The sequence below is a fragment of the Pseudomonas sp. 7SR1 genome, from assembly GCF_900156465.1.
Lineage (GTDB): Bacteria > Pseudomonadota > Gammaproteobacteria > Pseudomonadales > Pseudomonadaceae > Aquipseudomonas.
Genome location: NZ_LT707064.1, coordinates 4971845 through 4985032 on the forward strand (window position 1 = coordinate 4971845; position 13188 = coordinate 4985032).

General features: G+C 61.8%; 15 protein-coding genes. 12 read left to right on the forward strand and 3 right to left on the reverse strand.

What is annotated here, in order from left to right; all coding sequences use genetic code 11:
* Positions 1-99 precede the first annotated feature (99 nt).
* Positions 100-1008 carry a LysR substrate-binding domain-containing protein gene (locus BW992_RS21900; protein ID WP_072391092.1) on the forward strand — a complete coding sequence of 303 codons (909 nt, stop codon included), beginning with the start codon at positions 100-102 and terminating at the stop codon, positions 1006-1008.
* Positions 1005-1358: an MmcQ/YjbR family DNA-binding protein gene (locus BW992_RS21905; RefSeq protein WP_072391089.1), complete on the forward strand. Its 354-nt coding sequence runs from the start codon at positions 1005-1007 to the stop codon at positions 1356-1358. Before BW992_RS21900 ends, BW992_RS21905 begins: the two co-directional genes overlap by 4 nt.
* Position 1359: 1 nt before the next feature.
* Here the strand turns inward: BW992_RS21905 and BW992_RS21910 are convergent, their stop codons facing one another.
* Both BW992_RS21910 and BW992_RS21915 read right to left on the reverse strand, forming a co-directional pair.
* Positions 1360-1788, reverse strand: coding sequence for a DUF1294 domain-containing protein (locus tag BW992_RS21910; RefSeq protein ID WP_076407101.1), 429 nt, complete (start codon positions 1786-1788; stop codon positions 1360-1362).
* A gap of 11 nt (positions 1789-1799) precedes the next feature.
* Positions 1800-2630, reverse strand: a complete 831-nt coding sequence (locus BW992_RS21915; RefSeq protein ID WP_072391083.1) for an undecaprenyl-diphosphate phosphatase — start codon at positions 2628-2630, stop codon at positions 1800-1802.
* A 239-nt stretch (positions 2631-2869) separates the two neighbouring features.
* Between BW992_RS21915 and BW992_RS21920 the strand changes: the two genes are divergently transcribed.
* The 9 genes from BW992_RS21920 (at position 2870) to BW992_RS21960 (ending at position 11083) form a co-directional block, all read left to right on the forward strand.
* Positions 2870-4504, forward strand: coding sequence for a methyl-accepting chemotaxis protein (locus BW992_RS21920; RefSeq protein ID WP_072391079.1), 1635 nt, complete (start codon positions 2870-2872; stop codon positions 4502-4504).
* Positions 4505-4679: 175 nt separating this feature from the next.
* Positions 4680-5243 (forward strand): nicotinamide riboside transporter PnuC, encoded by a 564-nt coding sequence (gene pnuC, locus BW992_RS21925; protein WP_072431116.1) that lies wholly within the window; start codon positions 4680-4682, stop codon positions 5241-5243.
* A complete protein-coding gene (locus BW992_RS21930; protein WP_076407102.1) occupies positions 5240-5764 on the forward strand; it encodes an AAA family ATPase in 525 nt (174 codons plus the stop codon). The genes pnuC and BW992_RS21930 overlap by 4 nt, the downstream gene beginning before the upstream one ends.
* Before the next feature lie 366 nt (positions 5765-6130).
* Positions 6131-6577, forward strand: coding sequence for a hypothetical protein (locus BW992_RS21935; protein WP_072391069.1), 447 nt, complete (start codon positions 6131-6133; stop codon positions 6575-6577).
* 1 nt (position 6578) lies between these two features.
* Entirely contained in the window at positions 6579-7157 is a 579-nt protein-coding gene (locus BW992_RS21940) for an adhesin (RefSeq protein ID WP_072431118.1), read from the forward strand.
* Between the two features lie 63 nt (positions 7158-7220).
* Positions 7221-8201 carry a heme utilization protein gene (locus BW992_RS21945; RefSeq protein WP_072431119.1) on the forward strand — a complete coding sequence of 327 codons (981 nt, stop codon included), beginning with the start codon at positions 7221-7223 and terminating at the stop codon, positions 8199-8201.
* Positions 8202-8267: 66 nt separating this feature from the next.
* Positions 8268-8948, forward strand: coding sequence for a C39 family peptidase (locus BW992_RS21950; RefSeq protein ID WP_072431120.1), 681 nt, complete (start codon positions 8268-8270; stop codon positions 8946-8948).
* A gap of 59 nt (positions 8949-9007) precedes the next feature.
* Positions 9008-9754, forward strand: a complete 747-nt coding sequence (locus tag BW992_RS21955) for a hypothetical protein (RefSeq protein ID WP_072391976.1) — start codon at positions 9008-9010, stop codon at positions 9752-9754.
* Positions 9755-9799: 45 nt separating this feature from the next.
* Complete coding sequence (locus tag BW992_RS21960; protein WP_072391056.1) at positions 9800-11083, forward strand: hypothetical protein; 1284 nt, start codon at positions 9800-9802, stop codon at positions 11081-11083.
* Positions 11084-11204: 121 nt separating this feature from the next.
* On the opposite strand, the gene BW992_RS21965 is transcribed toward BW992_RS21960, so the two are convergent.
* On the reverse strand, positions 11205-12530 hold the full coding sequence (locus BW992_RS21965; protein WP_072391053.1) for a sigma-54 dependent transcriptional regulator: 1326 nt from the start codon (positions 12528-12530) through the stop codon (positions 11205-11207).
* 341 nt (positions 12531-12871) lie between these two features.
* Between BW992_RS21965 and BW992_RS21970 the strand changes: the two genes are divergently transcribed.
* Positions 12872-13138: a hypothetical protein gene (locus BW992_RS21970; protein WP_072391050.1), complete on the forward strand. Its 267-nt coding sequence runs from the start codon at positions 12872-12874 to the stop codon at positions 13136-13138.
* Positions 13139-13188: the final 50 nt, after the last annotated feature.

Genomic DNA, 13188 nt, shown 5'->3' on the forward strand with positions numbered 1-13188 from the left:
AGGCGATCGATTGGTGACAATCCTACCGATGAAACCAATGGCCGATTAGCCAGCATTGATGCGATAGTTCGTTCCACTGACAGGACAATCGGGCTTTACATGCAAGACCTCAACGATCTGTACTATTTCGCCAAAGTCGTCGAAGCCGGTGGTTTCGCCGCCGCCGGACGGGCACTGGGCATTCCCAAGTCACGGTTGTCCCGGCGCATCGCCGAGCTGGAAGAACGCCTCGGTGCCCGGCTGCTTCAACGCACCACCCGACAGTTGAAGCTGACCGCCGTGGGGGAACGCTACCTGCGCCATTGCCAGGCCATGCTGCTGGAGGCCGAAATGGCCGACGAAGCCGTGGCAAGCATGTCCAGCGCACCGCGAGGCAGGCTGAGGGTTTCGAGCCCGGTGGGGCTGGCCCACGAGATGCTGCCCGGCGTGGTGGCCGACTTCCTGGAGAAATTCCCCCAGGTGCAGCTGGAAATGATCCTGCTCAACCGTCGCGTGGACCTGGTGAGCGAAGGCATCGACGTGGCGCTGCGGGTGCGCGACCTGGGGGACGAGGACCCGCTGCTGATGACCCGGCGCCTGCGCCAGGCACGATTGATCATGGTGGCCAGCGCCGCCTTCGTCGAAGGGCACCGGATCGAGACCCCGGAAGACCTCAGGCAACTGCCCGTGCTGGGTGCCCTGGAAGCCGACCGCCTGGTGCACCTGCGCCTGCTCAATGCCGATGGGGAAAGTGTCGACCTGGCCCTGGAAGCGCGCCTGGGCATCGACGATTTCATCGTCCGCCGCGCCTGCGCCCTGGCCGGCCTGGGCTTTACCCTACTGCCCAGCATGTATTGCGAACAGGAGTTGAGGGACGGCACACTGGTGGAACTATTGCCAGGCTGGTCGCTGCCCGATGGCTGGCTGCAGGCCGTCTATCCCCACCGACGCGGACTGCTGCCGGCGGTGCGGGCTTGGATCGACCATCTGGTGGAAGCCTTTGCCCGTTGTGGAGACAGGACGCTATGAGTTTGAGCGAAGAGGACGTCGCCCGCTTCTGCCTGGGCCTGCCCGGCGCCAGGGAAGATTACAAATGGGGCGGCGTGCGGGTGTTCTCCATCGCCGGGAACAAGATGTTCGCCTTGCAGGGATTGCGCGGTGACTCCCTGGCGTTCAAGGTCGACAAGGACCTGTTCCTGGGCCATTGCGATCGACCGGGCATCCACCCGGCCCCCTATCTGGCCCGGGCCCAGTGGATCATCATGCAGACGCCCTACCCGCTGGGCGCCGAAGAACTGCGGGGCCTGCTGCAACGCTCCCATCAACTGGTGGTCAGCAAGCTGCCCAAGCGCACCCAGGTCGGCTTGCTGTTGCCCTGATTCAGAACAGCGCCAGCAGATGGCCGCCCAGGAACAACTGATCGATCCAGAACACCTGATGCAGCACCACGATGAACCAGAACACCACCTGGAACGATACCTTGCGGGTCTTGTGGCGGAACATTTGCTGGGCGAGCAATGCCCCGGGCCAGCCGCCCGCCAGTTCCATGGCGTGCAGGACGTTCTCCGGGGTGCGCCAGGCCTCGGCGCGGGCCTTGCGCTTGTCATTCCAGTAGAGCAGAAACGTCATCAGGCTGACGGCCCCGTAGGCCGCCAGCGGCAGCCACGACGCCTCTTGCAGCCAAAGCAGCAAGGAACCCAGCAGTGGCAAGGCGCACAACAGCGCAAACACGATCCACTTGAGCCGCAGGTTCTGCACGCCACCCGCCGCCTGACGCGTAGCAGGCTTGCGCAGGCCCGGACCGTTCATGGCCGGCCCTTTCATGGCTGGACTGTCGCCCAATCCACCCAGCCGAATTGCCAGGTCGCCAGGATCAACAGGCCGAACGCGATCCGGTACCAGGCAAACACCGCGTAGCTGTGGCTGGCAATGAACCGCAGCAGCCCCCTGACCGCGATCATGGCGAAGATGAAGGCCGTGATGAAACCGATGGCGAAGACCGGAAAATCCGCCGGAACGAAGAGCTCGCGATACTTGTAGCCCGAGTAGACCGCCGCGCCGACCATGGTCGGCATCGCCAGGAAGAACGAGAACTCTGTCGCGGTCTTGCGCGACAAGCCGAACAGCAAGCCGCCGATGATGGTCGAGGCCGAGCGCGAGGTGCCGGGAATCATGGCCAGGCACTGGGCAAGTCCGACCTTCAGCGCGTCTTTCCAGGAAATATCGTCAACGGTTTCGGCGTGTACTTCATGCTGGCGCCGCTCGGCCCAGAGCATCACCAAACCGCCCAGCACCAGCGCAGTGGCCACCGTGATCGGGTTGAACAGATAGTGGTGGATCAGGTCGGCGAACAGCACGCCCAGCACCACTGCGGGCAGGAAGGCGATCAGCAGGTTCGCGGTGAACCGTCGGGCAGAGGGTTGGGTGGGCAGGCCCAGTACCACGTCGAAGATCTTGCGTCGGAACTCCCAGACCACCGCCAGGATCGCCCCCAGCTGGATGATGATATTGAACGCCATGGATCGTTCGCCACCAAACTGCAGCAAGTCGGCTACCACGATCTGGTGCCCCGTGCTGGAAATCGGCAAAAACTCCGTCAAGCCCTCTACAACGCCAAGAATCAGTGCCTGTAAGGCGGTCCACAAATCCATTCATCCCCCAAAAAAGACCTGGTATGCGCAGGCCTCATCGATATTCAAGTGTCAAGGCAGTGCAAAAGCAGCGGGAGCACGATAACGGCGACCGTTCAAAAAAAACCAATGAAAGATCGACGCCAGGCTCAGGTTTTTCGCCGCGAGGCCGAAATCCTATCAGACAAGCCCTGATAACGCCGCCGCGTTATGGCCCAAGCGCCGCGGACGACAAGAACAAGAAACCGGAGTGACAGCGTATGAATAGTTTGCGCAGTGTATCGATCAGTCGACGCTTGTGGCTCATCCTGGGCGTGGCCATCGTGATGATGTTCATGTTGGGCGCCTTGATGCTCAAACAGATCCACACCGACCTCCATCAGGCAAAGGTGCAGAAAACCCAGCATGTGGTCCAGACCGCCAGTGGCGTGCTGAACTACTACCATGGCCTGGAAACGGCCGGCACGCTGACCCGGGAGGCCGCGCAGAAGCAGGCGCTCAATGCCGTGCGGGGCCTGCGCTATGACCAGAACGACTATTTCTGGATCAACGACCTGACCCCGGTCATGCTCATGCACCCCACCAACCCCAAGCTCGAAGGCCAGAATCTCTCGGCGATCCGCGATCCGAACGGGTTCGCGCTGTTCAACGAAATGGTGTCCATCGCCAAGACCAAGGGCGCCGGCATGGTGAACTACCTGTGGCCGAAACCGGGCGCGGAGGCACCGGTGGGCAAGACTTCCTACGTCACCCTGTTCCAGCCCTGGGGCTGGATCATCGGTTCGGGCGTGTACGTGGATGACGTACAGGCCGAATTCCTCGCCCAATTGATCAAGGCTTCGGTGATCGGCCTGGTGATCGCGCTGATCATGGGCCTGCTGTTGGCGCTGATCGTGCGCAGCATCGTGCGGCCGTTGCAGGAGACAGTCCACGCCATGGCGAATATCGCCAGCGGCGAAAGCGACCTGACCCGGACCCTGGACACCCACGGGCAGGACGAAGTCACCCAGCTGGCCCGGCACTTCAACGCCTTCACCGCCAAGCTGCGGCAGGTGGTGAGCCAATTGCAGGCCTCCGCCGGCGCCCTGGGGCAATCGTCCAATGAACTGGGCAACGACGCCGCACAAGCCCAGGAACGCAGCCAACAGCAATCGCAACAGATGGAACTGGTCGCCACGGCGATCAACGAAGTGACCTACGGCGTGCAGGACGTGGCCAAGAACGCCGAACATGCCGCCAGCGAAATGCGCGACGCCGAATCCCAGGCCCAGCAGGGCCAGGTCAACATCGACGGCAGCCTGCAGCAGATCGACCGTCTCTCCCAGACCATTGACCAGGCCGTGGAAGTGATTCGCACCCTGGCGAGCGAAAGCACCCAGATCGGCAGCGTGCTGGAGGTGATTCGCTCCATTGCCGAACAGACCAACCTGCTGGCCCTCAACGCCGCGATCGAGGCCGCTCGCGCCGGGGAACAGGGTCGTGGCTTCGCGGTAGTGGCCGATGAAGTGCGGTTGCTGGCCCAGCGCACGCAAAAGTCCACGGCGGAAATCCAGTCAATGATCGAGCGCCTGCAGAGCCATTCCGAAGCCGCGGTGAAAGTCATCAGCGACAGCAGCCGTGCCTCGCAACTGACCATCGAACAGGCCGGCCTGGCCGGCGCCAGTCTCAACGCCATCGGCCAGGCCCTGCGCAACCTCAACAGCCTCAACGCCTCCATCGCCAGTGCCACCCTGCAACAGGCCCACGTGGTAGAGGACATCAACCAGAACGTGACCCAGGCCGCCGGCCTGTCCCACAGCACCGCCCTGGCGGCGGAACAGTCGAGCCTGGCCAGCGCCCGGCTCAGGGAACTGAGCGAACAATTGAACGGACTGCTCAAACAGTTCCGCGTCTGACGACCACCAGGGCGGGACAACCGCCCGTCCTGAACCTGTGTGGGAGCCAACCTGCTCCCACACAGGTTCTATGCAGTTTCCCCGGAATCGATGCTGGCCCCCACGGATGGAGGTTGGAGCTATCCCCTGCATACCGTTTACAATCCCCGCCCCTTCCACTCCCTGAGGAACCGCCATGTCCGGGCTCGAACTGTTTGCCGCAGTCCTCGGCGTGATCGCTGTCTGGCTGACCGTCAAGCAGAACCCCTGGTGCTGGCCGATCGGCCTGGTCATGGTGTTGCTGTACACCTGGATCTTCTTCGGTGTGAAGCTGTACTCCGATATGTTGCTGCAAGTGGTCTACGCCGTGCTGCAACTTTACGGCTGGTGGCAATGGACGCGTGCCGGGCAGCATCATGACGGCCGGCAGGTGACACGCCTGGGAGGGCCTTCGGTGATGCTCGGGCTGGCGATGGGCGCAGCCGCAAGCCTGATGCTCGGCGCGGCAATGGCGCACTGGACGGACGCGGCGCAACCCTGGCTCGATGCGGCGCTCACCGGCTTCAGTCTGGTGGCTCAATGGTGGATGGCGCAGAAACGCGTGCAATGCTGGCCGTTGTGGATCGTCCTGGACGTGATCTTCGTGGGCCTGTTCATCTACAAGGGCTTGTACCTCACCGCCGGGCTTTATGCCCTGTTCACCCTGCTGGCCGTGCAAGGCTGGCGGGAGTGGCGTGCCGACCCGGCCTTGCGCGCATGAAGGTGGTGGTGCTGACCGGCCCGGAGTCCGCCGGCAAAAGCTGGTTGGCCAAGCAACTGCAGGAACAGTTCGGCGGCTTGCGGGTGGATGAATACGTTCGCCACTTCATGGAACGACACCGGCGCGATACCTGCCTGGCGGACATCCCTGATATCGCCGCCGGACAACTGGCCCGGGAAGACGCGGCACGCGTCCGGCAACCGACCCTGCTGATCCTCGACACCCATCTGTTGAGCAACATCCTCTGGAGCCAGACGCTGTTCGGCGATTGTCCGCACTGGCTCGAACCCGCCCTGCTGGCGCGCCACTACGACCTGCACTTGCTGCTGAGCCCCGAGCAGGTCGACTGGACCGGTGACGGCCTGCGCTGCCAACCCGACCTGAAGGAACGCATGGCGTTCTTCGAAGCCATCGAGCAGTGGCTGGTCCGTCACCACCGTCCTTACCAGGTGATCGAAGGTGACTGGACGCAACGTCGGGACCAGGTCTTCGCTGCCGTGGCTCGACTGCTGCGTACCTGAACGCCGGATCGTCCCTGAACCCGCGCCACCCTTTACAACCGGGCCTATTCCCATCGTTGTGTTTCATCGATGCAACACCTGCCTGGCGCCAAACACGGATCCAAGGCTGTTTCATCATTTTGCCATCGCGACTGTCAATTTTTCGGACACTGCCGCCAGACACTGGATCCAGAGCCAGCGGACCGCCTGCCGCCCGTCGGGCTCTGCCGGCCTTGTCTCAGCAATGAAACAGGTTGCGTAGGCGGCCCTCTCGGCTCGCCAACAAGCCATTGAATACAAAGGTTTTTCAGAAACCGGCACAACTACTGCTCCGCCCCCTTCGCAGCGCTGGACCAAGGCCAGCCCACCGAAGAAGGAATCGATGCCGTGGGGACTTTCAAGAGACGCTTGACCTGCCTGTTGCTGATCGGCTGCGCCACCAGCGCAACCCTCAGCCTGCCGGTACAAGCCGAAGGAAATGGCGTCATTGTGCTCGACCGTGACGTGCAGCCCATCCACATAGGTCGCAACGGCGGCAAAGACCCCTACCCGACCACTGTCAACGCCAACCCCTCCGATCGAATCCATCAGGCTACGACCAGTACCGAATTGAGCGACGGCGACTTCGCCAGCGTCGCCAGCGGCTCGTCGATCCGCAACACGGTCAATACCAATACCGGCGTGCAGGGCCTGAACGTCGTGACCAACCCCAATGGCATGCCCGGCATGAGTGCCGGCCACGGGGGCGGTAGCGGTGGTGCGATTTCCGGCACCATCAACCGCTCGCTGAGTTCCGGCCTGGCCCCGCTGGGTCGATTGGCGGGAGGACAGTGACATGAAGCCGGCCCTGTTGCTGCTCGCCCTGCTCGGCCCTTGCGCCGCGTTCGCCGATCCGGGTGCAGCGCTGGTCAGCCATGCCAACCTGCAGGACTCCGGCGGCCGCTACACCGGCAACCTCAACGTCAACCAGGCGGCCGGCGACCAGACCCAGCAGACCAACACCCGGGCCATCGCCATCGGCACCGGGGCACAGGCGACCACCCGCGTTCACCAGCGGCTGGATACACCGGCCAATGCGTCCATGAGCGCCACCGCCCGCATCGGCGGTCATTCATTCACCAACGGCAACGGAGTACTGGGCGTCAACCAGTCCGCCGGTGCCAACAACCAGATGGCCAATGTCATGCGGGTGGGCATCAGTGCCCAACCTCAGGGCATGGACGACAGCGCGCTTTCTCAGCAGAACGTGGCGTTGTCATCGAACTCAGGAGCAACTGGCGCCCCAACCGGAAGCCGCCAGGTCGTCACCAGCGACCAGGCATTCACCGGCAGCCGTGGGGTCATCCAGGTGAACCAGAGCGCCGGGGTGGGAAACCGCATGGCTAACACCCTGAGCATACGGGTCGCTGACTGACCCGGAATAAAAACAAGAAACAAAAAACTGACACTTCACCGACGACAAGCAAGGAGAAACACCATGAAACCTGCAATGGCACTCAAACCATTGGTTTTCGCTCTCGCCGCTGTCATGGCAATGGCCGCACAGGCCGGCGGAAACGGTAATGGCAACGGCAACGGCAACGGCCATGGTCACCATGGCCCTCAAGGGCCGACGCTGGATCAACTGCTGTCCATCAACGCCGGAGCTGGGGCTACGGTGATGGACGAGCAGAACAGCGACGGCAACGTGGTGACCAACCAGGCCACCCGAAACACCGCGCAAGCCACTGACTCACTCAATGGCAGCAACGGCAACATGGGCGCCAACATCGCCGCTGGCGACGGCAACCAGCAGGACAATGCCGCCGCCCTGGCCACCGCCGACGAAAGCTTCATCTTCGGTTCGGCGGTGGCCGCCTCCAGCGCCACCCAAACCAATAACAACAACTACGTCAAGAACAACTCGACCCATAACACCGCCTCGCTCACCAATGCAGGCAACAATGGCTCCGGCAACATCGGCATCAACGTGACTGCCGGCAACTTCAACCAACAGAAAAACAACCTGGCCATCGCTGTATCAGGAGGTCGCATCGCAGAAGCGTCCGCCTCGGCCGATCAGTCCTCCACCGGCCTGCAGGTCGACAACAAAGGTGTGCGCACCTACAAGACCGACACCCTCACCAGCACCTACTCCGCTTCCGGCACCTTCAAGGCCAAGGGCACCGGTACCGCCGAAGACGATCATGGTGGCTGGGACAACAGGGGCGGCTACGGCGGCGGCCACGATGACGACAAGTTCAAGTTCTCCGCCGTGGGTACTTTCGAACTGGCCGGCAGCAACACTCAGCAAGTGCTGACCCGCGATGGCTGGAAAACCCCAGTGATCAATAACGCCACCATGAGCAATTCCATGAACGGCTTCTCCGGCAACGGCGGGGCCAACGTGTCGGCAGGCGTGGGTAACCAGCAAAGCAACTCGCTGTCCATCGCTGCCGGCTGCAAGGCCTGCATGTAGTCGCGCATGAAACGAAGCCCCGGCAACGGGGCTTCTGTTCCAGGATTTCCATAAGGCGTATCCATCATGCGCGCGATTGCCCTTTCCCTGCTGCTGTGCATGGCCTTCATGGCCGAGGCTGCGCAGATCCCCGTGGCCGCCTTGCCGGGCGGCATGCTGGTCTACAAGCCGGTGCAAAGCCTGCGCGAGCGCAAGTTCCGCGACATCGTCGAGCAGAAGACCGACTTCAGTTGCGGTGCCGCCGCCCTCGCCACGGTGCTGCGCCAGGCCTATTGGCTCGATGTCGATGAGGAGCACGTCATCAAGGGCATGCTGGTCAATGCCGACCAGGACCTGGTTCGCACCCAGGGCTTTTCCATGCTCGACATGAAGCGTTACGTGGAAAGCATCGGCATGCGCGCCCGGGGTTACCGGATACCCGCGCAAAAGCTCGAAGCCGTGACGATCCCCGTGGTGGTCCTGATGGAGATACGTGGCTACAAGCACTTCGTGGTGCTGCAGCGTGCCGACAAGCAATGGGTCTACATCGGCGATCCGGTGCTGGGGCACAAGCGCTACGCCCATGACGATTTCGTCAAAGGCTGGAACGGCATCGTCTTTGCCATCGTCGGTCCCGGCTATGACAAGGCCAATGCGCTGCGCAGCCCTCCGCAACCTTTGACGGCACGCAACAAGCTGGACGGGTTCAACCCGGTCAAGGATGCGGAACTGATGGATTTCGGCTTCATACAGAGCGACTTCTTTTAATCGCCGACCACTTGCCAACAAATAAGTAAAAAAGGAGCAGGATGCTCCGGGAGCAGTACATGAAAACTTCATACTGGCTGTCGCTTGCCTGCCTGGTCGCGACGGTCTCGGGCTACGCCCATGGCGGATTCAAACCCATCGAAGTCAAGGACCAGGAGCTTTCCGAGCTGCGTGGTCGTTATGTCATGCCCGGGCGAGTCATCAGCTTCGGCATCGTCATGAGCAGTACCTGGCGCAACGCCAGCGGTGATCTGATCGGCGCAACCAGCTCCATGCAGATCCAGGCCGCCACCGTCAAACCCGAGTTCTACGTCTCCACCATCAAGCAGGCCGGCAACGGCCACACTGCCGAACAAGGCAACGGCACTATCTCCGGCGGTGCGGGCCTGGGCACGGGCCAGGGCGTGACTCAGAGCGTACGCGCCGCGGGCGACGGCAACACGGCCTACAACACTGTCAGCATCAACGTGAAGGAAAGCAGCCAGGCTCCTGCCTTGACGCCATCCCAGGGCCAACTGCTGAGCAGCGGCCAGACCATCACCGGCAGCAACGCCGCCGGCAGTGTCGCGGTCAAGGCCACCGGCAGCGGCGTGCAGATGGCGATCCAGGCGAGCCACAACCAGGGCAGCACCCTGCAACAGGTAGCCCAGGGCGGCTTGCTGCAGAACACCCGCCTGCTGGGCAACAGCAACCTGGTCAACAACATGACGCAGCTCAACGTGGTGCTGAACAACAACGGCCCGAGCGCCGGGACACTGGACTGCAACCTGACCCAGTTGCGCGGCCTTCGCAACCTTGGCTATTGAACGGCGCTGCTTGCGACCACTGGGCTTATAGGGATGGCATACCTCATGTATCGATCCGTATCGTTGCGCGCTGTGATGTGTTTGAGCACGCTGTTGCCTGCCCCTCTGCTGCAAGCGGCACAGGATGCGGAAATCGAAGCCCTGAAACAGGAACTGCTGGAGCTCAGGCAACGCTATGAGGTCCAGCAGAAGGCCCTGGCGGTCCTCGAACAGCGGGTTCGCCAGGTGGAAGACCAACCCGCCGCCCCGCCGCCCAAGCGCCTGGTCAAGTCACCGGCCGACATGAAAGGCAATCAGACTGTTGCCGGAAGCGGCACGACTGCCAGCGGTGGCAGTGGCTACGGACAATCCCTCGCCGCAGACTCCCAGCCCGCCCAGAGCGTCTCCAACCTCTACGACGAAGCCAGCGGCTTCTTTGGCGGTGGCAAGTTCAGCTTCGAGACCGGCGTGACCTATTCGCGCTATGACACACGGCAACTGATCCTCAACGGTTTCCTGGCCCTGGATTCGATTTTCCTGGGCAACATCAACCTGGACCGGATCAAGGCCGACACCTGGACACTGGACCTGACCGGTCGCTACAACTTCGACAACCGCTGGCAGTTCGACCTGAACGTACCGGTGATCTATCGCGAATCCACCTACCAGTCCGGCGGCGCCAACCAGGGCGCGGCCGGGGTGACCAGCGAAGAAACCGTCACCCGCGACCCGACCATCGGCGACGTCAATTTCGGCATTGCCTACAAGTTCATGGACGAGTCCATCGATACCCCCGATGCGGTGGTGACCCTGCGCGTCAAGGCGCCCACCGGCAAGGATCCGTTCGGCATCAAGCTGCGCCAATCCCAGGCCAACACCAATCTGTTCGTGCCCGAGGACCTGCCCACCGGCAATGGCGTCTGGTCGATCACCCCCGGGATCTCCCTGGTCAAGACCTTCGATCCGGCCGTGCTCTTCGGCAGCCTGTCCTATACCCATAACTTCGAGGAGTCGTTCGACGACATCAGCTCCACCGTCAACCAGGAAGTACCTGGCAAAGTGCGCATCGGTGACAGCTTCCAGATCGGCGCGGGCATCGCCTTCGCCTTGAACGAGAAGATGAGCATGTCGTTCTCGGTGTCCGACCTGATCCAGAAGAACAGCAAGCTCAAGCAGGACGGCGGGGATTGGGAGTCGGTGGTCTCCAGCGACGCCAACGCAGGCTATTTCAATATCGGCATGACCGTGGCCGCCTCCGATAACCTGACCATCGTGCCCAACCTGTCCATCGGGCTGACCGACGACGCACCGGATTTCTCCTTCAGTCTGAAATTCCCGTATTACTTCTAAGGCGTACGAAAAGTCGCCGAGCGACGCTCAGGCAATACAAGATAGACGAGCAATGCCCTTGTGGGAGCGAGGCGGCTGCATCATCCGCGGCCGCCCCCGCTGCCACAATTACTTTCAGGGCCTAGCGGATCTGATGCTTGTGCAGCAGGCGGTAGAACGTCGGGCGAGACACGCCCAACACCCGGGCCGCCACGCTCAGGTTATCGCTGTGCCGGTTGAGGACGTCGCTCAGTGCCTGGCGCTCGGCGCGGGTCTTGTAGTCTTCGAGGGTGCCCATCGGTGCCACGACGCCCTGGTGGCTGGCCAGGCCCAGGTCCCGGGCTTCGATCTGCCGCCCCTCGGCCAATACCAGCCCGCGACGAACACGATTGGCCAGTTCCCGGATGTTGCCCGGCCAGTCATGCATGCCCATCGCCACCAGCGCGTCCTCGCTGAAGCTGCGCGGCCGGCGGCCGGTTTCCTGGCTGTAGAGATGGGAGAAGTGACTGGCCAGCATCGATAAGTCGCCGTGGCGCTCACGCAAGGGCGCCATCACCACTTGCAGCACGTTCAGGCGGTAGTACAGGTCTTCGCGAAACCGCTTGTGCTCGATGGCCGCCTCAAGATCCACATGGGTGGCGGCCAATACCCGCACGTCCACGGGGATGGGCTGGCTGCCGCCGACCCGTTCGATGTGTTTCTCCTGCAGGAAACGCAGCAGGTTGGCCTGCAGTTCCAGGGGCAGGTCACCAATTTCATCCAGGAACAATGTCCCGCCGTGGGCGGCTTCGATGCGCCCGATCTTGCGCTGATGAGCGCCGGTGAAGGCCCCTTTCTCATGGCCGAACAGTTCCGACTGGATCAGATGCTCGGGAATGGCCCCGCAATTGATGGCAATGAACGGCTTGTTGCGCCGCTGGGACTGGGAATGCAGGGTGCGCGCCACCAGCTCCTTGCCGGTGCCGCTCTCACCGCGAATCAATACAGGCGATTCGGTGGGCGCCAGTTTGTGCAACAACTTGCGCAGCTCGCGAATGGGTTTGCTGTCGCCCAGCAGCTCATGTTCGGGCTGGTCAACGTGGACAGAACCCTGCCCCCGCAGCCGCGCCATGCCAAACGCTCGACCCAGCGTCACCTGGACCCGGGATACGTCGAAAGGCAAGGTATGGAAATCGAAGAACCATTCGCAGACGAAATCCCCCACGTTCTTGAGGTGCAGCACTTCCTGGTTGAGTACCGCGATCCATTCGGCGCCGCTGCGGCTGATCAGCTCCTTGACCGCCTCCGGGCGCTCCAGGTGAAAGGGCTGCAGCCGCAAGAGGCCGACATCGCAGGAGCGATCGCCTGCATGCTCGAGGGAGCAACTGTCCACTTCCCAACCAATGCCGCGTAACCCCGGCAGCAGGCGATGACAATCATCGCAGGGATCAACCACGAGCAGACGACGCAACGTACTGGCTTCGATCATGACTGATCCTTGGCGCCAAAAATAAGAAAAATGAGTAGAAACAGTCGTTTGGCGAACCTGCATGTAACAGTAGCAAGAAGTTGACACCCCCTTGTATCAATTAATTATTGATTGGGCATTAAAGCGGTTATAAGCGAGCATTTCGTTAGTTGCCACTTGCCGGAATCTTTCACGAGGCTTTCAAACAAAAGCCTTTTTGCCCTGTCTGAAAGAAAATCGAAATTTATTCAAGGAATGTGTGACCTGATCCCGGGTTCGGGACATCAGTACAAGTAACCCGCCGCACGGTACGCCCAACCGACGGCACATCATTTGATTGGGCACTTTTAAGAGAAAACGCCATGAACGCCCCGCTCCGTATCAACGAAGCTCTTTTGATTGCCGACCGCGCATTTAAGCCTTTCCAATGCGTGGCCTGGGCCCCACAAGACGGTAACGGCGAACTGAGCCTGACCGTCGTCGACCGCACCAATACCCATATTGGACGCACCCAGATCCCCAGCAGTGCCTATACCGATCCAGCCCAACTGGCCGACCTGTTGAAACAGGCACGCGCCGAACTGAGCCAGGAAGGTTACAAACTGCAATCCTGGTCCATGCCTGAATAACTGGCTGTCAGGCTCTGTACGAAAAGTCTTGAGACGAATGCCAGGCGAGG